This is a genomic window from Paenibacillus sp. p3-SID1389 (genome assembly GCF_025151705.1).
Lineage (GTDB): Bacteria > Bacillota > Bacilli > Paenibacillales > Paenibacillaceae > Fontibacillus > Fontibacillus phoenicis.
Genome location: NZ_JALXVO010000033.1, coordinates 26,022 through 49,034 on the forward strand (window position 1 = coordinate 26,022; position 23,013 = coordinate 49,034).

15 protein-coding genes and 1 pseudogene are annotated in these 23,013 nt (G+C 50.6%); all 16 read right to left on the bottom strand.

Annotated features, from left to right (window positions below; translation table 11 throughout):
• Positions 1 to 207 precede the first annotated feature (207 nt).
• The gene (locus M3G15_RS14150) at positions 208 to 2,487 is read right to left on the bottom strand and encodes a helix-turn-helix domain-containing protein (RefSeq protein WP_260071298.1); all 2,280 of its coding nucleotides are present in this window, start codon (positions 2,485 to 2,487) and stop codon (positions 208 to 210) included.
• Positions 2,488 to 2,780: 293 nt separating this feature from the next.
• Positions 2,781 to 3,254 carry an IS200/IS605 family transposase gene (tnpA, locus tag M3G15_RS14155; protein ID WP_016311435.1) on the bottom strand — a complete coding sequence of 158 codons (474 nt, stop codon included), beginning with the start codon at positions 3,252 to 3,254 and terminating at the stop codon, positions 2,781 to 2,783.
• A gap of 190 nt (positions 3,255 to 3,444) precedes the next feature.
• Positions 3,445 to 5,058, bottom strand: coding sequence for a response regulator (locus tag M3G15_RS14160; RefSeq protein WP_260071299.1), 1,614 nt, complete (start codon positions 5,056 to 5,058; stop codon positions 3,445 to 3,447).
• Positions 5,033 to 6,952 (bottom strand): cache domain-containing sensor histidine kinase, encoded by a 1,920-nt coding sequence (locus tag M3G15_RS14165; RefSeq protein WP_260071300.1) that lies wholly within the window; start codon positions 6,950 to 6,952, stop codon positions 5,033 to 5,035. Before M3G15_RS14165 ends, M3G15_RS14160 begins: the two co-directional genes overlap by 26 nt.
• A 70-nt stretch (positions 6,953 to 7,022) precedes the next feature.
• Positions 7,023 to 8,714: a type 2 periplasmic-binding domain-containing protein gene (locus M3G15_RS14170; protein WP_260071301.1), complete on the bottom strand. Its 1,692-nt coding sequence runs from the start codon at positions 8,712 to 8,714 to the stop codon at positions 7,023 to 7,025.
• Between the two features lie 120 nt (positions 8,715 to 8,834).
• Positions 8,835 to 9,725, bottom strand: a complete 891-nt coding sequence (locus M3G15_RS14175; protein WP_260071302.1) for a carbohydrate ABC transporter permease — start codon at positions 9,723 to 9,725, stop codon at positions 8,835 to 8,837.
• An 18-nt stretch (positions 9,726 to 9,743) separates the two neighbouring features.
• Positions 9,744 to 10,712, bottom strand: a complete 969-nt coding sequence (locus M3G15_RS14180; protein ID WP_397376627.1) for an ABC transporter permease — start codon at positions 10,710 to 10,712, stop codon at positions 9,744 to 9,746.
• A 169-nt stretch (positions 10,713 to 10,881) separates the two neighbouring features.
• A complete protein-coding gene (locus M3G15_RS14185; protein WP_260071303.1) occupies positions 10,882 to 12,867 on the bottom strand; it encodes a hypothetical protein in 1,986 nt (661 codons plus the stop codon).
• A 299-nt stretch (positions 12,868 to 13,166) separates the two neighbouring features.
• Positions 13,167 to 14,912 (bottom strand): class I mannose-6-phosphate isomerase, encoded by a 1,746-nt coding sequence (locus tag M3G15_RS14190; protein ID WP_260071304.1) that lies wholly within the window; start codon positions 14,910 to 14,912, stop codon positions 13,167 to 13,169.
• A 20-nt stretch (positions 14,913 to 14,932) separates the two neighbouring features.
• A complete protein-coding gene (locus M3G15_RS14195; protein WP_260071305.1) occupies positions 14,933 to 16,411 on the bottom strand; it encodes a glycoside hydrolase family 38 C-terminal domain-containing protein in 1,479 nt (492 codons plus the stop codon).
• A gap of 234 nt (positions 16,412 to 16,645) precedes the next feature.
• A complete protein-coding gene (locus M3G15_RS14200; RefSeq protein ID WP_260071306.1) occupies positions 16,646 to 17,728 on the bottom strand; it encodes a Gfo/Idh/MocA family protein in 1,083 nt (360 codons plus the stop codon).
• Positions 17,729 to 17,747: 19 nt separating this feature from the next.
• On the bottom strand, positions 17,748 to 18,731 hold the full coding sequence (locus M3G15_RS14205) for a Gfo/Idh/MocA family protein (protein ID WP_260071307.1): 984 nt from the start codon (positions 18,729 to 18,731) through the stop codon (positions 17,748 to 17,750).
• Between the two features lie 36 nt (positions 18,732 to 18,767).
• Positions 18,768 to 20,465 (bottom strand): extracellular solute-binding protein, encoded by a 1,698-nt coding sequence (locus M3G15_RS14210; protein WP_260071308.1) that lies wholly within the window; start codon positions 20,463 to 20,465, stop codon positions 18,768 to 18,770.
• Positions 20,466 to 20,523: 58 nt separating this feature from the next.
• The gene (locus M3G15_RS14215; protein WP_260071309.1) at positions 20,524 to 21,444 is read right to left on the bottom strand and encodes a carbohydrate ABC transporter permease; all 921 of its coding nucleotides are present in this window, start codon (positions 21,442 to 21,444) and stop codon (positions 20,524 to 20,526) included.
• A gap of 33 nt (positions 21,445 to 21,477) precedes the next feature.
• On the bottom strand, positions 21,478 to 22,386 hold the full coding sequence (locus tag M3G15_RS14220; RefSeq protein WP_260071310.1) for an ABC transporter permease: 909 nt from the start codon (positions 22,384 to 22,386) through the stop codon (positions 21,478 to 21,480).
• Between the two features lie 359 nt (positions 22,387 to 22,745).
• Positions 22,746 to 23,013, bottom strand: a pseudogene (locus tag M3G15_RS14225) (hypothetical protein); the annotation flags it as partial.

Genomic DNA, 23,013 nt, shown 5'->3' on the forward strand with positions numbered 1-23,013 from the left:
TGCGGTTTAGCGATGGTGAGTTTGTGTCAAATCATACCGCCCCGCCCGGCCGCCGTAAATCATGAGTTTTGATACTAAGCTTCATTTTTGATTCTAAAGCCTGCAAATCGCTTGTTTCCTGCAGCAAAAAGATCAAATTTGATAGGTTGTAGCAAAAATGGAGCTATATGCCTCGGCTCTCTCCGAAGCAATACAGCTCCACCGTATCTATCCCGAGCTCCGCAGCTTGCTTGCCTTGTAACCGCTCGGCGGCATCCCTTCATATTTCCGGAAAAACCGGTTAAAGCTCTGGACGTTCCCGTAACCCACTTCCGCCGCAATCTGCTTCACCGTCATCCCGGACTCCAACAGCAGCTCCTTCGCTTTCTCGATGCGCCGCAGGTTAATGTAATCGATCAAGCTGGTCCCCGTCATCTCGTAAACGATCTTGCGCATATAGGAATAACTGATGCCAATCTCTTTGGCCATCTCCTCAAAGACGATTTCTTCGCAATAATGCGAATCCAAATAACGAAGAATGCGTTCCCCATACCCCGCATCGCTCTCTGGCTTGCGCGCCAGGTACTGGAGAATATCGCGGTAGAACTCGCGCATATACGCATCCAACTCATCCAAAGTGTCCATGGACGCGATGGAGGAATAGATGTTGCCCCGCCCGGCAAAAATCCGCGTCGGATTGATTTGATTTTCCCGGAGCTGCTTAATCGTAACCCCAACCAACTGATGATATATAAACATGATGTTGTCGTAGGAAATCGACGGGGACGATTGAATTTCCTGACGAATCACCGTTAATTCCTCCATCAGGCGCTCAAGCTCACCCGCAGCCAAGTAATTGAGAATCCGCCTCTCGCTATCCGCGGGATAAAGATAATGCTTGCCGCGCCCACATTCATCCTCCTCGCTCCAGAAGGAGATCCCGCCGCCACCGCTCACCATACGCTGCTTGATGACTTCCATCGCCTCCGCTGCCCGATCCTGAAGCTCGGAGCAGCTCTCCGTCCGGCTGCTAACGCCTACGGTCACGGAATGACCCAGCAAATTGCCTGCATACTGGCTAAGCGTCCCCAGCGCTTCCTTCATCCCTTCGTATCCGCCATCCGCTTCTCCTTCTCCGAAATTGACCACCACGGCGAAGCATCCCTCGCCTTGATAAACACACCGCGCCGATATCCCTGGTGGAAACACAGTTTCGCTATGGGTGACGATCAGATACCGGTGATAGCTGCGGGTTTCCGGGTTCGTCGCGTCCACATAGCTTCGGTACCGGTCAATCGAGAGAACGGCCACCAGGTAATAAGCTTCGGGAAACATCTCTTCGACGTGTTGCACCTCTTCCCCTCGCAGCAAACGGTGAACCGCCAGACTGCGGGCATCCTGCTCCCGTTCCCGCAGAAGCTTATAGAGCTGCTCCTCTTCCTCTTGCATCCGGTTGAAAACCGAGTTGAGGAAGGCCAGTTCATTTTTGTCCGATACCCCCCGGCTGCCGCGGGATCTTACGGTCCTCACCAATTCGCGCAGCGGCTTGGACAGCCAAGTCGCGAGAAACACCGTCAGCACTGAGCCGGCAAATATAACGACAGCCGTCAGCCAAACGATATTGTGCTGCAGCTTATTCGTTTTGGTCATCAGCGCGTCCATGGAATAGACGTTAACATTCCACCAGTCAAACAGCTTGGAATGGGACCACGTATATAACAGCCGCTCCCCGTCCAGCTCATGGAAGGCATACCCTTCCTCCGCTTTGCTCTCCAGAATCTTCTGAATATAAGGTTGATTTCGCCCATCGGTAAGCAGCAGTGACTTATCGTTATGCGATAGGATCGTCCCGTCCGCGTCCAGCAGCATATAACCTTGCTCCCCAGGTTCAGTGGACTGTAAATACGTCCCAATCTGGCTTTCCCGCAAGTTGACTACGATGGTGCCGCGGGTTGTCGTGGACAAGCGGCTGAGCGGCAAGACATAAGATACAACGGTCTCCCCAGTGGCCAGCTTGCGCGGGAACCATACGCCGCTAATCCCTCGGCGCCCGGCCAACGCTTCATCCAGCCAGTCTATCGATTCATAGCGGTCCAGTGTTGTGATGCCCTTGTCGGTTGAGATCACATAATTCGCGTCACTCAGGTAGAAATAAGAGGAATACACCCCGTTCACCCGATGATTCAAATTCACCAGTTCCCGGAGCACGACCAGGGCTTGGCTGACATGTTGATAGTTCTCCTGCAGCTGAGCATAAGTTTCGAACGAACGAATGCGGTCAAATACCCGGTTCGCAGTCAGACGGACCGTATCTTGCGCCAGATTATTTAAGGCCGTTTCATTGAGCCTTCGGTTCGCATCCAGCCCCGCCAGGGAAGATTCTGCAATCGCCTTTTCTGAGTACCGCAAAATCTGCGTACCGCTGTACAACGTCAGAATGATCGCAGGAACCGCCATGACGCAGAACAGGATGATTCCCAACTGAAGCATCATCGGAATCCGTTTCATCTTCCCCTTCATCCCCTCCGAAATGGTCTTTTCCGCAGCAGACTTCTGGGCCAAGGAAATAAAGCGCTTTCATCGCACACTTGGATAAATTATACAACATCGGTGCTCTTAGGGTCTATTTCTATCATCTAAAATCTAATCATTCTCCAAAAAATCATAACCACCCGTCCAACGGGTGGTTTGCTCTTGGGGTATAACCCCTTGTTGCCAAACTGCGCCTAAAGACGCTAGCCTGACAATAAAATTGTTCAGGCTCAGTGTTTTTGTCACTTTCACTTACCAGTTAAACTGGTTTACTTTTTCTTGCTACCGTTTCTGCTAAATGGATCTTCATACTCTTTGACGCTCAGTTTATCGATTGCCTGGTCATGTGCTTCCTGCTCGCGGATATACTTTGCGACAGTGGCCTCATTCAAGCCCACTGTGCTTACGTAGTATCCCTCCGCCCAAAATTTCCGATTTCCATATTTATACTTTAGGGTGGCATGCTTTTCGAATATCATTAGTGAGCTCTTTCCCTTCAGATACCCCATAAATGAGGATACTGAGATTTTGGGTGGTATCGCTACCAGCATGTGTACATGATCCGGCATCATGTGGCCTTCTATGATCTCCACTCCCTTGTATTTGCACAGACGCTTAAATATTTCGATCAAATCTCTCCTCACTTGATTATAGATCTCTTTCCGTCTATACTTCGGGGTGAACACGATATGGTATTTGCACATCCACTTCGTGTGAGCTAAACTATAGCTCTTGTTTGCCATCTAAGACCATTCCTTTCTTTTATTGAGCCTGAACATCTCAATTTTATGGGAATGGTCTAGTTGGTCAAACCTTCGTTCCTCCACCCGCATAGCGGGTGGTTTTTTGTTTCGCACGCTTCGCGAGCTCAACTGGCTAAAGCCATAATTAAAAGCCCGCACCCTATAGGTACGAGCCTGATGAATCGGATTTTCACTCGCCGTCCGTGGGGAGGTCGGCTCCTGCGAACCGGGCGTTGCCGGCCACTAACTTGTCTCGATACTCCTGCGGAGACACGCCCTCCAGTTCTTTGAAGACGCGGGAGAAATGACGGGTGTTCTCGAACCCGACGGCATTGCTAATTTCCGACAGCTTCAGCCAACCCTTTCCGAGCAGTTCCTTCGCTTTGCGGATTCTTACTTTTTTCAAGTAGGTCACAAAGCTTTCGCCAGTATACGCCTTAAACGCCTCGCTGAAATAGGAGTAATTCAGGGATACATGGTTGCTGACGATCGCCATGTTCAGTTGCCGGTCGTAATGGCTCTCGATATACGCCACCGCTTCTTTCATATCTCCGTGCTCACTATGAGCGGATCGGATCTCCTTAATGTATTCGTCGAGGTCTGACAACAGCTGCTCCAGCGACCGGAAGTAGTCGTGAAAATGGCAGAAGTTCGACATGTCTCCCACTTTGCGATACAGCTTCAGCACGTCGACGGAGGCTTCGCCGTACACGCGGAACACTTCGTCCAGCACCTCCTCATTCATATGCCGGCTGACCGCTTCCAGGTATGACATATCGATCTCAGGCAACTGGTCAACCCGAAAAATCTCATGGAGGAGCGCTCCTATCTCCTTCTCCCGGTTCGTGCCCAGGATATTGCCCAGCTTACGGATGGCCTCCCTCGGCACGGGATAAGACAACCGCTTCATCTGCAAGTCCTCATACCAGATCAATCGAGTCTTCGGATAAATAAAGGTGTATTTCAGCGATTCGCACGCCTGGTGGTAGCACAACGGCAGATCCGTGAGCCGGCTCCCCTCCTGGCTGACACCGATCAACATCCCGTCAAGCTCACGTTCCGCCGCCAGGAGCGACAAATCCTCAAACTTGCTGCGCGGCCCCCCGAGAAGGATCATTCGCCCTTCAAGATCCAGCAGGGAAGCGCTAAGTACGCCGTCCACGCTTTCAAACATATGCTGCGCGAGCGACTTCAAATCCTCTTTCTTCATCCGGCTTCCGTCCACGTTCTTGTACGTCAACGCCGCAACCGAAAAGGGGACGGTAAATTGATCGAAACCGATTTCGGAACTCCAGACGCCAAGATCCTCCGCGGCCAATTCCCGTTGCAGCAGAAGCTCCTGCAGGCGAACGGACTGAACCTGCATCCGGTAGTTCTCCGTAGCGGCCAATTGCTCCGCCAATTGGGAGCGCTTCGCCAGATTGTCCTGGCATTTGCGCAGCGCGGAAAACAGTTCATCGCGGCGGATCGGCTTCAACAGATAGTCGACAGCCTGGTACCGGATCGCCGCCTTGGCATATCTAAAGTCCTCGTAACCGCTGAGGATAATGATCTGAGGCCGACCGGCTTGCTCGGCCGGCTGCGGTCCTTCTGACACATTCTCGATCAGCGCAATCCCATCCATCACGGGCATCCGAATATCCGTTATGATAATGTCAGCGCCGTGGGCCCGGTACAATTCAAGGGCTTCCGCCCCTTGAGCTGCCGTGGTCAGCTCGTATTGGTCCGGGAATTCGCGTTCAATCATGGTTTTTAGTCCGAGCCGGATATTTTTCTCGTCATCCACGATCAGTAGTTTTATCATCTGTGCCACCCCTCCCTGTTAACAGCACCTTCGGCATAATCATCACTACCTCCGTGTACTGTCCTTGATCGCTGAAAACCTTCAGGCCGTATTGTTTACCATAATATAACCGAATGCGCTCTTGAACATTGCGAAGGCCAATCCCGTATTGGTTTGGCGACTTCGGCGCAAAATTCCCCGGAACCTTATCCGTAAGCCCCACCTTATCCAATTCCAGGTTCAGTTCGGACAGCGAAGCTTCGTCGACCCCTCTACCGTTGTCTGTGACAACGATTCGGATGTCGCTTTGCGGCAATTCCTGCACCTGAATCGAGATGTTCCGCGGCCCCGTCTCATCCCCTGCCCAAGCGTGCTTCACCGCATTTTCGACGATTGGTTGAAGCGACATTTTAAGCATCTCCATATCCAGGAGATCACTCGGAATATCCAGCCGCAGCTCGATCGGTTCATCAAACCGGATATTCATCACATCGATATAATTTTCGATGTGGCGAAGCTCATCCCGCAGCTTGACGTACTCCCCGGACCATTTGAAATTGTACCGCATCATGCCTCCGAGAGAAGTCAGCGCATCCGAGATTTGTCTTTGATTTTCGATCTCGGCCAGCATTTTAATGTTCTCTAACGTATTATACAAAAAATGGGCATCAATCTGATTGTGAAGCGTACGCAGCTCCGCTTCTTTCGTGAGCGCTTCTTTGTATACGGCTTGAGCCACCAGCGTATTAATGGTGTTCATCAGCTTGGAAAAATGATGCGCCAACTCCCCAACCTCGCCGCCGCCGCGGATCGTGATGCCGCTGTAGGCCTCACCGCGCCGGACTTTCTTCATCTCTTCGGTCAGCACGCGGAGATTCTTCAGGATAAACGCATTGAGGATATAAGCAATGATCGTTACCAACGTAATAAATCCGATATTGGCGCCAATCAAAATATTTCGCATATGTGAAATTTCTTTAAACACGCCGTCCATCGAGACGACATTCACCAAATCCGCGTTGATTCGCTCGATGGGCTTGTGCAGCAGCAGAAATGATTTTCCGTTCTCTTTATAGTCATTATTCCATTCGCCTGTTTCTTTATAGTGCATCAGACGCTCCCGGATCGCCTGCTCCAGTCCTGGATTCGCTTGGAGATAAGAATCCCGTTCACGGGTAAAGATCTGAGCTTTGCTGTCCATCAGCACCATTTGCGAGTCACTGTTCGGAACCGCCGCATAAGTCCTTGGACTAAACTTTTCGAGCAGCATATCCACCTGCACCATTCCGACATGATGATTTGCCGGAATGCTCATTTCCCGCAGCAGCGACACTTTGGGCGTTGGGGCGGGGGTCTGCCCTTGGTACCGTTCCATGATGTCTGGATCATTGTGCAAAAACGACCAAGACTCCATGCCCTTTAATTCCTTCGCTTCTTGATACCACGGCTCATCCGCTACCCGGTTCTCCCGGAAAAAGATCGGCCAAATTTCGGTTACGTTGCTGCTTGAGAACAGGCGCAAATGCTCCACATTCGGGTTGTAATATTGAATGCGTGTTAGGCTTTTAAAGCTGTGGTTACTGAAATTCACCAGTTCCTCGGTGCCGGGCTCGGTGGTATTCGCTAGATAATCTCGAACTTCGATATCATCATAGGCGACCTGCACCGCCCGTACCATCGATTCAATCTGCGTCTCGATATGCTGGATTTCCATCTCCAGCAACGAGTTGTTCTTGTCCTCGGCATCCCGGATATACATATTGTTGATCAATCCATAGGAATAATAGGACACCAGCGCGCTGGGTCCCAAGATGATAAAGATATACGAAGCGAGCAGGCGGCTCTGAAGTGAGCGGCGCCCAAACCAATACTTAAATGACTCCCACCATGCTGTCCAAGGTTTGCTTCTTCCCATATGCCGAGCGACTCCTTTGAATAAAAGCCCAAAAGCCCGCGAAATGCGGGCATTTTTGGGGCATTAACGATTATTGCATGCCAAGTTTTTTCTTGTTCTCTTCATACTTAGTTTGCTGGAACGCTTGGACTTTGGCAAGCCCCAGATCTTCTTGCTTCTTGATGTAATCCGCCCAGATCTTATCGAATTCAGCCTCGGACGATGCCATCAACAGCTTCGGCAATGTTTTGCCGCGAAGATCCTTGATCTTGCTGAGGATGATGCCTTCTTCCGAGTTAGCCAGCGGGTCCAGCAGGTCGAACTCGGAGACACTAACCGTTTTGCCGCGAGTCCAGTCTTCCAACTGCTTGAACGGTTCTACCGATTCAGGCTGCCATTGTTGAATGATGTTGGTATCTTGCATCATCCAGAACGTGAAGGAAGACCCATATTGCTTATCGAAAGCAGAACGATCCTTATTCATAAGTTCGAACACTTCTGGTTTGAATTGGTCTTTGCCATCAATGGTATCGTAGCTGACGCCTTTTTCACCCAGATACAGGTCTTTCTGTCCTTCCTCACTCATCAGGTACGTCAGGAACTTGATCGCGCGAGCTTTATCCTTCACGTCCTTGGAGATCAGGGTAACCGTCCAACCGGAGATCGAAGGACCATTTAACGTAGGCGGATCCAGTTTGGAGTTAGCCGGACCGTCCACGGCGATGTAAATTTTGTTAGGATCTTGTTGATACAAAGTCCCTTGTTGCGCTGCAAAGTCGGTGCGTTGATACAGCATGGCGAAGTAACGGCCTTGCGCAATTTTCTCTTCCATTTGAGCGCGTTTGTCGATGAAGATATCCTTCGCCAACAAGCCTTCTTCGTTCGCTTTACGCAGCGTTTTTAACCAAGTAATATATTCCGGATCCGTTTCGCGGTTGTACAGCTTGCCGTCTTTCTCTCTCGGAATCGCCAGAAAGTTCTGCAGGTAGCCTTCCAAGGAGTCATTGCCGGTAGCCGTAAACTCGTGCAAGCCCAGCGGAATCAGCGGCTGACCGTTCACCTCAGGGAATTTCTCTTGCGCTGCTTTCAGAGCGGCGATGAAGCCTTCCGGAGTTCGCATGTCCGGGCTGCCGATTGCTTCGTAAATATCTTTACGTACGACAAACGTTTGGTTGGATACATATTTGTCGCCGTATTTCTCATAGTCTTTCGGAGACGAGGAAGAGTTCGGATAACCGTATACGTTCCCGTCTGGTTGCGTGTACCAGCCCAGTTTATCCGGGTCGGCCACTTTGAAGAAGTAAGGATCGTATTGTTCAGCCAATTTGTTCAGCGGCTCAACCAGTCCGCCCTCGATCATTTTCTTCACGCCGTCTTCCCACCAGCCCAACGTAATGAAGTCAGGCAGCTTGCCGGAAGCGATCAACGTGTTCAACTTCTCGTTCTCATTACCGGCAGGGACGATGAAGTTGATATTAACCCCGGTTTTCTTCGTCACGTATTGAGAGGTCGGATCAACGCCCCATTTATTTGGGAACCAAGCAAAGTTCAGGTACCAATCGAAGGTGATGGGGGACGTATCGGATTTCCATCCCGGTTCGTCGGCCGATGGTGTCGCAGCCGGATCGGTGGTTTCCTGCGTGCTGGTGTTGTTGTTAGCAGCAGCATTGTTAGCGCTTTCTTTACTGTTATTGCTGTTGCCTCCGCAAGCAGCCAGGGACAGGACCATGATGGCCGCCATCAGCAGCATCATCACTTTTTTGGACTTGCTTTTCATGCCCATGCTTTTTTACCCCTTTTCTCATTTGATGTGATTCCATTTATGTGCAACTCCGTTAGCCGCCGTGAAGCGGCTCGGAGGAGTTACCGACGGTGATATGGCGAGTTCATTATAGACGAACCCTTACCCTTTGATCGAGCCAATCATCATCCCTTTAACGAAGTAGCGTTGCAGGAACGGATAGGCAAATACGATTGGCAAGGTTGTCACGACCATTGTCGCCAACTTGATCGATTGGGAAGTGACCGTTTTGGTTATCGCACTGCCCTGCACCGCTGTCGTCATGATATTGGAGCTGGACTGGGCCACAACCCGGTACAGGAATGTCTGAATCGGCTGCAGGTTCTCGTTGTTGACATAGATGATCCCCGTAAAATAGTCATTCCACTGATACACCCCGTGGAACAAGGCGATGGTGGCGAGAACCGGCAGCGATACCGGCAGCACGACCCGCAGGAAGACGGTCCAATCATTGGCTCCGTCGATTCGAGCCGCTTCCTCCAGACCATCGGGAATATCCCGGAAGAAGGTCATGAAGATGATCAGATCGAAGAAGCTGAACAACACAGGAATAATATAAACGATAAATTTATCGAGCATATGCAAATCGCGAATGAGCAGGAAGGTTGGAATCAGCCCTCCGGAGAAGATCATCGTGATCGTTCCCATCAAGATATAGAACTTTCCTGCAATCAGGTCTCTGCGAGAGAAAGCGTACGCGACCATCGCGGTAAAGAAGACGTGTGCTATAACCCCAATGACGGTCTTGGCAACCGTGAGTCCCATCGCCGTCATGATGCCGGGATTATCAAAGACCGCTTCGAAGTTCTCAAAGCTGAACTTCCGCGGCCACCAATAAATGCCGCCAAGCATCGCGTCCTTCCCGTCGTTAAAAGCGTTCACCAACACGTACCAAATCGGATATAGCGTGACAAAACATACGACGAGCATGACCAAATTGTTAACTGTATCGAAAACGACATCGCCTTTGGTTCTGCGGCGTAATGAAAACATAAGCAGGTCCCCCTTGGCCTAAAACAACGAAGTGTCGTTGAGTTTTTTGGTTACTTGGTTCGCAATCAGCAGCAGGGCAAGTGCAATCACAGATTTGAACAAATTGATTGCTGTTGAGTACGAATAACGGCCAGAGGATATCCCCGTGTAATAGACATAATAATCGATTACATTACTTGCACTATCGTTCAGTGAGTTACGCAACACCAGGATTTGATCAAAGTTGGAGTTCAGCACACCGCTGACAGCCAGGATGAACAAAATACTGATGGTCGCTTTGATAGCTGGAAGCGTCACATACCACATTTGCTGAAAACGCCCAGCTCCGTCAATGGTTGCCGCTTCGTACATCTCGGGCGAAATGCTCGTAATGGCCGCCAAATAGATAATTGCTGACCATCCCAGCTCCTTCCAGACATCCGAGGTGATGACGATCGTCCAGAAGTACTTCGGCTCCGCCAAGTAGGAGATCGGCTTATCGATAATATGCAAAGCCATAAAGATCTCGTTAATAATCCCTACATCCGACAACCAGGTTGCCAGGATCCCGCCGAGCACAACCCAAGACAGGAAGTGAGGCAGGTAGGAGATCGTTTGGATCGCTTTCTTGTACCGGAGCGAGCGAACTTCGTTCAGGAACAAGGCGAAGATAATCGGCAACGGAAAAGTGAGCAGCTTCAGGAAACTGATCCCCAGCGTATTTTTGATCACATAGCCGAAATTTTCATCGGACAGAAACTCTTTGAAATGTTCCAAACCGACCCATGGAGCTTCTGCAATCGTTCGAATAATGTCGTAGTCCTTGAAAGCGATAATGACACCGTACATTGGAATATAGTTGAAGATGATCATCCAAGCGATGCCGAGCAAAGCCATAATTTGAATATGTCTTTGCGAGTAAAGTTTCTTCAGCCATTTCCGCCTTGACGAGGGCGGCGTTTCTATCTCTTGCATGGCTGCGGGTTGCGTCGACGGCTGCATATCCATCCCCTCTGACCTCCAAGCTGTTCTAGTCTATTAATGTAAGCACTTTCACCTATCTGTATCTATTGTACTTGGGATCGGATCGTAGGGATATGCTCCAGATTTCGTCTCGGTGTATTCGTTTTTCGGCTAAAAATGAAAACCCGTACCGAAAAGTACGGGTTTTCAATGCTTACTTAATAATCAGCTCTTTTGGCTGAACATCGTACGGCTCTCTTTTCCCTAGAAGCACGTCCAGCAATCCCTCATGGGTGGCCTTGATTTCCTGCACAAAAGCTTCATAGGGCCGGTGGCAGACATCCACGATCCCGATTTGGTAGTTCTCCCCGTCGAATCGGCCAAGCGTCGCTTGATCATTCAGAATAAAATAATGCGCACCCACTAAATGCTTCTGACTCGCCGCAAACTCCGCGTAATACCGGTAGGCTTTGCCGCGATCCGCTTGGGTATAGACGCCCTTCAAGCCGGGGCTTAGCAGCCCGACGTCCGGGGCCCCAAAGTGGAACTCCCCGATCATCACCGGCTTCCCGGTCTGTTCATAAATGTACCTGATATCCGCCTCATCCGGTCTGAACTTGTAGCAGTTATAGGTATAGACATCAAAATATTCGCTCCCTTCCAGCACCAGCTCCGACGATATCCAGGCGTACCGGATGCCGAGGTTCAAATGATTCGGGTCTACCCGCTTTAAAGCTTCAGCCGGAACTCGAATAAACTCATGCGCCATCCTGCGGGAAAATTCCAATAGATCCGCATCGGCCGCATCAGTAAATTGATCATAATGAAGTTGCCGGACCCCGCCGAAATCGGCGAGCTCCATCGCCCATGCCTCGCTCAGCGCCTGGGGATCTTCTTGATATTTGTGCTCAAGGTAATGAATCAGCTCCTCCTTGCTGGCAAAAGCATGCGCGCTGCGAAACATTTCCCGCGCCAGGTTCACCCGGTCCCCAAACGCCCAATGCGGTTCGTTGGACATAAAATATCCGATCAGGCAGCGATCTTCCTTAAACGGTTTCAGCTGCGCGGCATACCGCTCCGAGGCCTCCCGGTATTCCTCGCTGAACACATCCGGGAAATCCCGGTACACGGGCACTTCTGTCATCGGAAACTCGGCCAGCGGGATTACATAGGGCAGCTTCGCCCATTGGGCAAAGTTCAGATCCGACCAGTTTCCGATCGTATTAAATCCCCAATCGATTAGCCGGGAGCGGGTCATTTGGCTCCAAGCCTCATCATAATTCTCGCCGAAGGCCCGAATCAAATTGCTGACGGCATAACTATAATATCGCTCCCCCTTCCGCCCCCCTCTCGTTTCGAACGCAGGGCGGAAAGGCCCCTCCTCATCCGGGAGCCACTCGAAACAAGGCTCGATACCGTCGATCCGTCCCGTTTCCCCGGGAGCGACTACATCCAGCCCTTTGCTGTAAAAAGCATACCCGTCCGGGTCCACCAGCCAAGATCTGCCGTCATGCTGCACCACCCGAAAGTATCCCGTCGGTTCAAAGGAAATAGATTTGTACCCTCCGTACACACTATATTCCGGTCCAAAATCCGCTGCCGGACCGGCTTCGGCTTCCTTCCGCAAATATTGAACCAATTCGTCCGCCGAACCCGTTTTGCCGCTCCAGTCCTTCATCTTCAGCTGTCCCAGCTCATCGACGATCGGTTCCACTTCTGCTCCTAGGCTGCAATCGGGCTTCTCGTCCGCCAGATACAAATCATGCAAGATCAAGGAACGATTCGTATAGAAGGGCAGAAAAATCATCTCGAAATGCTTGGCTTGCTCCGGCTCCAAGGCGGCTCCCTGCAGGAACGACTTCAGTTTGCCTGGCGTTCGTTCCAGATAGATGCTTTGGGCATCTAGATGTACGAGATCAAAATAAGTACGAATCCGAATTTGGGGCAAGAAGCCGGTCATGCAATACAAATCCGGCACACCCTGCTCCGAACCGGGGTCACGCTTGGAGAATCCCAGCACCATTTGAAACTCCGTGATCGATTGAACCGTCAGCTCCATCACCAGGTACTGGCCTTTCTTGAACCGCAGGCCGGCAAAATGGAGTCTTCCCCCATCGGGGGAGATTTCGATGACACGCCCGCCTTCTGGAAGCGATTTCAATTTAATGCCGCCGCTTACGTTCACCTGTGTAGGTCTCATGTCTACAGTCGCTCCTTCGGAATGGTCAATTCTTAGAAATTATACGACATTCCGAAGCGCTCCCTGCGATTTTCCGAAATTGCGTAACCTCTTCCGAAATTAGGAGACCTCTTTCATAAAGAAAACAAGTGAACGATCCAGTTCATCATGGAACGGGATCGTTCGCCTGCCAATGGCATAGAGATTGCTGCCGAAATCAACATGGCCAAAGCATCCGGCTCCAAAGTACTTGTAAGGAATGTCGATTTAAGCTCCTGCACCAGCTCGGCGTAATCTGCCATCATTCGATTGTAGCGAACTCAGCGGACCGATGCAACGATGATCATGACCTTCTCCCCTTCCGAAATTCCCGAGGGCCGGACCGAGTATGTCCCCACGGCTGCTGGAACAATGGCAGTTTCGGCATAATGAACATCGAAAGGAGGAAAAGCATCGGTTTTGCTGTAGATCGTAATTTGCCCTCCTTCAACTAGGTTCAGCACCTGTACGCTGTCCTTGCAGGCGATCTCTACCTCCTGCGAAAAGGTGTAACGGAAGGTCTCGATAAATTGCCGCACATGCAGGCCGGTTCGCTCCACTTTAAGGTGTTCGTTTTCCTCCAGCACTTTCCCCTGTTGAATGAGATTCTCCTTGACCCAAGCGGTGTCCCAATCCCATTGGATATTCTTTAACCCATGCTCCAAATGGGTAGGACGAGGGAGACCATCCAAGCCTACACGTCCCCAATCCCAAAGCTTAAAGGTAAAAATATAAGGGGTCGCGCTAATCTCCAGCACCATCGTGTCCTTGCCTGAGCAGTGGATCGTACCTGCAGGAATAAGCAAATGATCATGCTTTTTGACCGGGATTTTGTTGACATACTCCTCTGCCGGAAAGGGCGCCTCTCCACTTTTCGCGCGGTACAGATCGCTCGCCATGCGTTCGCTGTCCACATTTTCTTTGAGTCCCAAATATACGTAAGCCTCTCCGTTTTCAGCTGCATCCAAAATATAATAGCTCTCATCTTGGGTATAGTGCATGCCAAAGGTCTGTTGGATGTATTCGGTCAGCGGATGTACCTGGAGAGACAAGTTCCCGCCCCCCATTGTGTCCAGCAAATCAAAGCGGATCGGGAATTCCGCCCCGAATCGGGCGTGTACTCGCTCACCCAGCAAAGGACGGGGGCAGAACAGCACCAGGTCCATCGCCGGAATCTCCAAGGTGACCTGCCCGAAGCGAAACTGAAGGCTATTCTCTTCGGGTACCCCGTCAAAACTCCAGGCATAGTTCGGCGGTCCGTCGGGGAGGCCAAAATTCTCCCGCATCCACTGCCCGCCCCATACCCCCGGATCAAAATATGGCTTTAGACGGAACGGTCGCGAAGCCGCCGATTGAAGAGCGGCGCGAAAGGCGTTCCCGGTAACCATGTTGGGCTGCCCCGGCGTGGTGGTTTCTATCAGATAGTCCAAGCTTCCCAGCAACTTAGCTTTATGCCGGTCCGCCATGCGCCATTCGACAAAGAAGCCGCGTTTGTATTTTTCCAGAATGGGTGCATCGGGATTGTCGGCTAGCCAGTTCGTCATTCCCCGGCGATAGCGCAACTGGATTTCCCAACGGGGCAAATCGAGGTATACGAGCAAATCTCCTTTGGTGACGAGCGACGCGCCGGTTCCATAGAGAAAGATTGGCCCATCGGATCGCTCAATTTCTGTCCGCAATGCATCCAGAGAGGCGGGGTCAAAGCAATAATCCAACTTGCCGTAAAACATCACACCAAAAACCGGATCCGGCGGAAGGCTGGGGGCAAAGAGCTGTTCTAGCTGCTCCTGCGGCAACAGGCAGGTTTCGCAGTCCACCATCCGCGCTGGAGACAAAAGCGCCAGCTCCCTAGCCACTTCTTCTTTGTCCGTGCCTGGATAACAATCAAAAACGAATATACGGCATTGATCCATTTGCCGCCTCAGCTCTTCCCGGATGGCTTCCCATCCCGAAAAAGCATGGTCATCCCAGCCCGGGATGTCCAATACCGGCTCCAAGTCATAATTGCGGTATCTCGTGTTGTTCATATCTAAGTGCTCCTCAACGATTAGATGTAGAATGCGAGCAAGCCCTCGTTATAAGCCTCGCAAAGGCGCATCGCTGCTTCGGTTGTCTGTTTTTCCTGGCTGGACAGTGTAAAAGCAAATTCATAAAAGCCGCCCAAGTCAACCTTGAAGTTGGTCTCCCAGTAGTTGTTCATGACCCAGGCAAAGGTTTCCCCTCGGTTCAGCTCCCAATTGTTGCCGTCGCATAGCTGGATCGGTTTTGCTTCCAGGGGGCCAAACGTCAGCAAAGGCGTGTCTTTGACAGCGACCAGAACCTGCCGTTCGCCAGCTTCCATCACCAATCCGTTTTGGATCAGATAGAATTCCATATTACTGCCGGGCAGCTGATCAATGCCCGGACGAAGGATGCAGCCGGTTTTGTCCACATACTTCACCTCATCGTCGCCCGCCGTAAATGGCAGTGACACATAAAGGTTTTCCGGCTCCCACACGCTATCCTTGTGGATGCGCACCATCGCTTCGATTTTATTGATCTCCCGGTACAGCTTCAGGAACACCTTGTAGAACCGCGTGCCCTCCAGGCTGTAGTCGAGCTGCAGCGAGACAAACAACGGCCCGCTCTCAACAATTTGGATATCGGTCAGGTGAGCTTCATACCGTCTCGTTGCCGGGGATTTACGGTTGCGTCCCATTCGCCGGCGTTCCTCCGTCGGGGAGGTGCGGATATCGGTCACCTCGTAGATTCCGCTAAACGGGGCGTAGATCGCGTCCTGCCGGACCAGATTTTTTCCGGTCTTCCGATCGATGATCGAGGTAATCCCCCGCTTTTGATCAAACTCCACCCGGTAGAACGCCGTCTCCACGCAGGCCACATCCTCGCGCAACACCCCAGGCTGCAGCACATCTTCAACCCCCTCCGCGCCAATATGGGCATGGCTCTGGGAGGTGCCATTCGGATAGCGACCAGTCGCACGAACCCCGACGTTGCGTTCCTCCTTGGGCTGCACCTTAAGAGGGATTTCGATTTCGTAGGCCCGGGCGATACGCTTCACCTGATGCGGGATCACCTCATTTGTTGCCAAATCAAACACTTCGATGGGAACATCCAGGCTGTAGTTCAACCCATCAACATACTCCCAAAACTCGATATAGATTTTGGCGGTCGTCTCCAGCGGAATGTCGTGGGGATTGATAATTCGATAGTGCTGCGGCCGGTCTTGCCGGATGGCCACCTCCCCTTTTTTCGCTAAAATCCGGTCCAGATTATCCGCTACCTCAGTGTTGCCATTGATCGCGTAAGCAGATTTTTTGTGCTCCAGTTCCCCAACCAGAGTTTCCCAAGGTTCCGACACGGAGGAGGAATAACCCCAGGTGTGCTCGCTGTAGAGGATCAGATTTTCCGCCGCTTTCTGCATCAACCCCGCATCCCCCAGAGCGGAATCGGGATCCAGCTTTTTGCAGAGATCGTACTTGCGTTGCCCCTTCCGATACACCTTGACAACCGCCGGTGTGGAGCCCACGCCATCCGCCCACCAATCGTAATTACACCTTCAAAATATAAAAAAGGTGATGAGGTTACAGTGTTCTTTGAAGTAAGTGATGATTCATTTCCAGCACAAGTTACCGCTAAAAAAATTACAAAAGACAAAAATTAGGCAATGGCAGATACAACATCCATTGAATCAAACAATCACAAAAAAGTCCGTGAAGCTGTCGCTTCACGGACGGATTACGAGATTTATTATTTCGCGTACTTATTCCTGATCAAAATAAACGATTTTCCCCGTTTCCGCGGATTGATAGACCGCCTCCAAGATCTGAGACACGATCATCGCTTCCCTTGGTTTCACAAGAGGTTCCGTGTCGTTGACGATGCTGTGAATCCATTGTTTGGCTTCATACTCGAAATCGGTCAACTTCTCCCCGCGGAACAGTTCTCTTGCGTTTGGGTCCACGTCGATTTCATTCACGAACAAGCTTCCGTCTCTTTCGCCGTTGATCCGCAGTTTACGGTTATTAAAGTCCGCCCCGCCCTTCGTGCCGCACAGCAGGTTGCCTCCGCCGTCTGCAATATTCAGGGCCCAGCTCGTTTCAATAATTACCGTAGCCCCATTTTTAAATTTCACGTAGCCAAACGCGGAGTCTTCGACTTCGAACTCATTGGGATCCCAGGAGCCCCATTCGTTTGCGGCATTTTCGGTGTATTTCAGCTTATAGAACACACTGCCGACGACGCTTTCCGGTTCGTAGTTATCCATCAACCAGAGGATCAGATCCAGGGAATGGGTTCCGATATCGATCATCGGACCGCCTCCCTGCTTCTCTTTATCCAAGAACACGCCCCAGGTCGGCACGCCTCTTCTGCGGGTAGCCACCGCTTTGGCAAAATAGATGTCTCCCAGCTCGCCATTTTGGATCATCTTTTTGAGCAGTTGGCTCTTGGCGCTGGATCGACTTTGGTAACCGACGGTGAGCTTCTTGCCGGTTCGTAAGTGAGCCTCGTACATCGCTTTCGCCTCGGGACCGGTGACGGCCATGGGCTTCTCGCACATGACATGCTTGCCGCTTTCGAGCGCATCGATGGAGATCGAGGCATGAGAACTGTTGGGGGTTAACACATGTACAACCTCGATCTCTTCCATCGCCAGCAGATCCTTGTAATTCGTGAACACCTTGGCATCTGGCGTACCGAATTTTTGCGCGGCGGCCTCAGCTCTTTCCGGGATCAAGTCGCAGAAGGCCACCATCTGTACATTGTCCACCTTCGCTAAACTCGGCATATGCTTGTCATTCGCAATTAATCCGCAACCGATGATCCCAACCTTTACCGTTCTCATCCGTTTCCCCTCCTCCGCGCTATTTGAACTCCACCGTTCGGTTTTCCCTGTGGGCGATATAGGCTGCTTCCAGGAGCTCCGTCAATTTCGTTCCATCTTCCAGTCCGAACGGCATCGGCTTATCCTCAAGCAAGGCATCCGCCCATTGAATGATCGGAAGCGGCTGCGCTGCAGGGAGCTGTGTTGGCGTAATCCATCCGGAGAAGGGGGAATTGAACTTCTTCGAGATGACTTTCACGTTCGAATCCGAGATGATCAACGTGCCTTCCGTGCCGTAAATTTCAAGCGCAGAAGGAGTCCGATAGGTGATTAGGCTAGTTTCGACCAGAGCAACCGCATTGTTGGCAAACTCGATGGAGCATTGCGCATTATCTTCCACGGCGCGCTGGGTGAAGTAATGGAACATGGAGGTGATCCGTTTCGGCTTCCCTAAGTACCAGTTGGCGAGATACATCGGATGACAGCCTAAATCCATCATCGCTCCGCCACCGGCTTGCTTCTCATCATACCAGTACTCCGGAAGCCAATTGTTCAAAGCCCCGTCATGGCCGTTCCGAATACGCAGAAGCGTAACATCCCCTAGGATCCGGTCATCGATCAGCTGCTTCGCGAACAATTCTTGCGGTCTCGTGCGGGCAGGGAAGGAGATGCAGAACTTAACGCCAGCCTCACGTACCGCTGCCGAAATTCGATCGCATTCCTCCGTAGTCAGCGCCATCGCTTTCTCGGTGAAAATATGCTTGCCGGCCTGAGCAGCAGCCACCATGACGTCGGCGTGCATGCTCGTAGGAGCATCTACCACAACGCCATCCACATCTTCCCGCCGTAAAAGAGTGTCCAAATCCGCCTCAAAGTCCGCGTCTAAGCGGGCCGCCCATTCTCTGCCGCGTTCAGGTTGTTCGTCCCAGACCGCGGTGATCTTCACGTTCCCATGGGTTTGCAACTTTCTGGCATAATCCTCTGCATGCACATGCCATTTACTTAACATCGCCACGTTTAACATCCTCGTTCCCTCCTTCATCTTCAGGATGAGTAGGGGTTAGAACCCTACATCATCCCGTTCTGCCGCTTTTTGCGCCACAAACTCTGCCATTTCCTCTACGCCCGCATCTCTAAATTTCTCTTGAACTTTATGCAGCATATTTAAGGCTTCTTCATCCGACGAGGCAAACAGTGCTTTCTTAAATTCATCATCAAAGTTCAAGCTGCTGGTCTTATTGACGTATTCCTCATATTTCGGCCATTCTCTCGCGAGGTAGCTGGCGCTGACCTTGTCGATGATTTTGATCGGCATTCTGGCCGAGAAGCTCTCCTCCAGCTTTTGCCACTGCGTTTTTTGATCCTCTGGCGTTGGCCAAGTGACGGAATCGGAGAAAGCGCCAATGAATCGTCCCGGAAGGAAATTCAGCCCTGCGTCTCTCTTCAGATCCGGATTCTCATCAAATTGCTTCTTCACATCCGGAATCCATTGCGGAATCCCGTTTTCCAGCGTGTAGTGCGTGCCTTCAATGCCGTAGTAGGCAAGCAAACGTCCTTCCTCACTGTTCACATAATCAATGTAACGCAACGCCGCATCAGGATCTTTGATGTTCGCGCTTAAGAACAGGACGGGGAAGCCGGAACGTCCGGGTTTCTCGACTTGCGTCCGAATTTCTCCGCGCTTATTCTTCATCGGTCCAAGCAGCTCGTATTGCATTTCCGGATTCGTCTTATACAGCGTCTTAGACAACTCCGCTAACATCGGTTGTGCACCGAATACAGCGAGCTTACCTGTCGTCAGCTTTTCGTTCGCCGTTGTGCTCGTATTACTGAAGGCTTCAAGGTCAAACAAACCTTCGTTTAACAACTTTCTCATGTAGAACAGCCGCTCTTCATGATCCTTGGATTGCGTCCAATGGATCAGCTTACCGCCTTCTTCACGGTAGTCCGAAATGTTGTAGTCTGACCAACCGGCAAGGAATTGGCCATAATCCCAGCCATTCCACATCGTACCTGCCGGAATGACCGGTTTGCCGGCAATATCCTTAAAGCCGCCGTCTCTGATTTTAACCAGCAAATCATACAGTTCTTCTTGCGTATCGATATCCTCGGCTTTGACATTTAACGCCTTCAGAATATCTCCCCGGGCATAAAGGCCATAGTTCCAGTTATGAATGCTCTCAGGGGTTCCGTCTGGAGTTTCTGTAGGAATGAGATAGGTTTTTCCTTCAAAATCCGGGCTATTCAGATCGAACTCGTTAAAATCCTTGGCGATCCCGGTTGTCACCAGTCTTTTTACATTCGGGTACTTATCCAGATAAGGTGTTAAGTCCAGAATCTGGCCTTCCATGGCCGCCTTCTTGATAACTTGTCCTTCTCCCCCGGTCGTCGACCAGAATGGGGCATTCACGATATCCGGAACTGTGCCGGAAGCGAAGATGGTGTTCAGTTTCTCTACTTCGCTGGTCGTGATCGATTCTAGTTTTAAAGTGACCCCGGTTTTTTCCCGGATTTTTTGAGCTACGGGATTATTCTCCTGATCTTGCGGGAAGGCGCCTCCGCCGCCATTCCAGGCGCTGAGGTACGTTAAGGTGACAGGCTTAAATTCTTCGGCACCCGTCTCATTCACGCTACCCGGTTCGTTCGAACCCGAGTTAACCGTGCTAGCCTCCTTATTCCCGCCTGACCCTGCGCATGCCGTCAGCAGTAAGGCGATCAGTGTGATGATAAAACCGCTCCTCAACCCGTTTTTGCTCATACGCTACTCCCCTTTCAATGAACATTTTTTATATAAAAGGCTTAGCCTTTTATACCAACTACTCCTTAAGCGAACCAACCAATACGCCTTTCACGAAATACTTCTGGAGAAATGGATACACACAAATGATCGGTGTGGTAATAATGATGACGAACGTCATCCGCAAGGCTTCCGGAGTCACTCCCCGCAGCTCCAGCTGGGATTCGGTCATGTTCTGAATCGCAGAACCGCTGTTCCCCGACGACGAGGTCATCGACTGGAAGGAAGCTTCACTGATCATTTTGTTCAGGAATGTCGCGGCAGGGTGTAATTTCTCATTTTGGATAAAAAACTGCCCGGTGAACCAGTCATTCCACACCCCTACCCCAACAAACAAGGCAATGGTCGCCAGCACCGGCATCGAGAGCGGCAGGATGATTCTGGCGAATACGGATAACTCGCTGGCACCATCGATCCGGGCCGACTCTGACAAAGCCTCAGGAATTCCGTCAAAGAAGGTTTTCATAATAATCGCGTTAAAGAAGCTGTAAAGGGAAGGCAGCACCAATACCCAAAACGTGTTGAGAATGTGGATTTGCCGGAACAGGATAAAGGTTGGGATCAAGCCCCCGCTGAACAGAGTGGTAAAGAAAAAGAAGAAGACGATATACTTTCGGCCCGGCAAGCCTTTCCGCGAAAGCGCATAAGCCAGCAAAGCCGTCAACAATACCGAGCCAACCGTAACGATAACGGTTCGGGTCACCGAAATATAAAACGAATTTAAGATCAATGGGTTGGTAAACGCTTTTGCATAGTTCTCTAACGTAAAGACTCTAGGAAAAAAATAGATTCCGCCCTTCATCGCGTCGTAGCCGTCATTAAACGAAAGGGCCAGGAAATAGATAAAGGGATACAGCGCCGTGGCGCAAAATATAAACAACACCGAATAGTTAAGCACCATATAGATTCGGTCCGCCGACGTCAGCCTTTTTGCCCCCATGCGCACAACCTCCTCATGCTTGCCGTTGGCTTATTACCATAGCGATACCTCGCTCACTTTTCTGGAGATATAATTGACAAGCACAATGAGCCCAAGTGAGATCGCTGATTTGAATAAACCGATGGCAGTGGAATAAGCTAATTGCCCTTGCTGGAGTCCTGTTTTAAGCACATAAGTGTCCAATATCTCCGACACGCTTAAAGTAGCCGGGGTTTGCATCAGCCAAATCTGGTCAAAGCCTGCGTTCAGAATGCCGCTGAGCGAGAAGATGAGCAGGATCGCGATCGTTGGCGTCAGGCTCGGAAGCGTAATTTTAAACAGCTTACTCCACCTTCCGGCCCCGTCGATTTCCGCAGCCTCATACAAATGCGGATCGATGTTCGTTAACGCAGCCAAATAAATGATCGATCCCCAACCGACCCCTTTCCAGATGTCGGATATGACGACCAGCGGATAGAACAATTCCGGCTTACCCATAAAGAAGATCGGTTCCAACCCCATTTGATACCGGATGTCATTAATCAGCCCAACGTTCGGGGACAGGATTTTTTGCAGCAAAGTCACGACAACAACCCACGAAACGAAGTGCGGCAAATAAGAAATCGTTTGGAACACTCTCTTGAGCCTCCGGTGCATCACCGCATTGAGCATCAAGGCCAGGATCAACGGCGCTGGAAATCCGAAAATCAGTTTGAGCGCGCTGATGGACAAGGTATTGCGGAGGACATCGTAAAAGCTGGAATCGTTTAAGAACTGTTCGAAATACTTAAAGCCAGCCCATGGGCTCCCCAATATGCCCAGATTGTATTTGAAATCTTTGAACGCTATTAAAATGCCGTACATCGGATAATAGGCATAAATGAGATACCAAATGATCGCCGGAAGTAAAAACAAGTAGATGTGCCGGAAATACCAAATTTTGCGTAATTTACTGGATCCCATGCTGTGTTCACCTCCTAAAGCTTCGTTGGATGGATTCTAGTGACTTGTACTCCTAAGCTGCTAACTTTGCGATAGACTCCCCCCTTAGTTGCAAGCGTTTTCTTTTCTATGTGTTAATAATATTCGATATAAATGAATATATTCAATATGCTATAAGAAAAATTCCAAGATATTTTTTGTAAAAGTCACCTCTAAGGCTTAATATGTGTAAATTTCTAGGAATAAATTGGTTTATATATCCATTTTTGTGTAACATTCAATATGACATAATCAATATATGTAATAAGTTTTAAATGTAGAAAAAAGCCTAAGCTTGTCAGCTTAGGCTGAAGTAATTCCAATATACAAATTGATGTAAACTAATGAAAAATATGAAACAGGTTTTCACCCGCTTTTTCTGCCCATGAACTTGTCAGTTCGCCGAAGGTATAACCAACAAATCCACCCACCACCGATCCATACCCCGGACCGGCCAAGGTGCCTACTGCACCGCCTACAATAGCCCATGCTCCTTTCCAGACGATGGCCGTTGTTTGCTTCCACTTCTCCTGTTGCTCCAATTCTGGATCTGTTATCGTTTGATAAGTGTCGTAGGCGGTATACAGTGTTGCAGCCATCGGAACACGG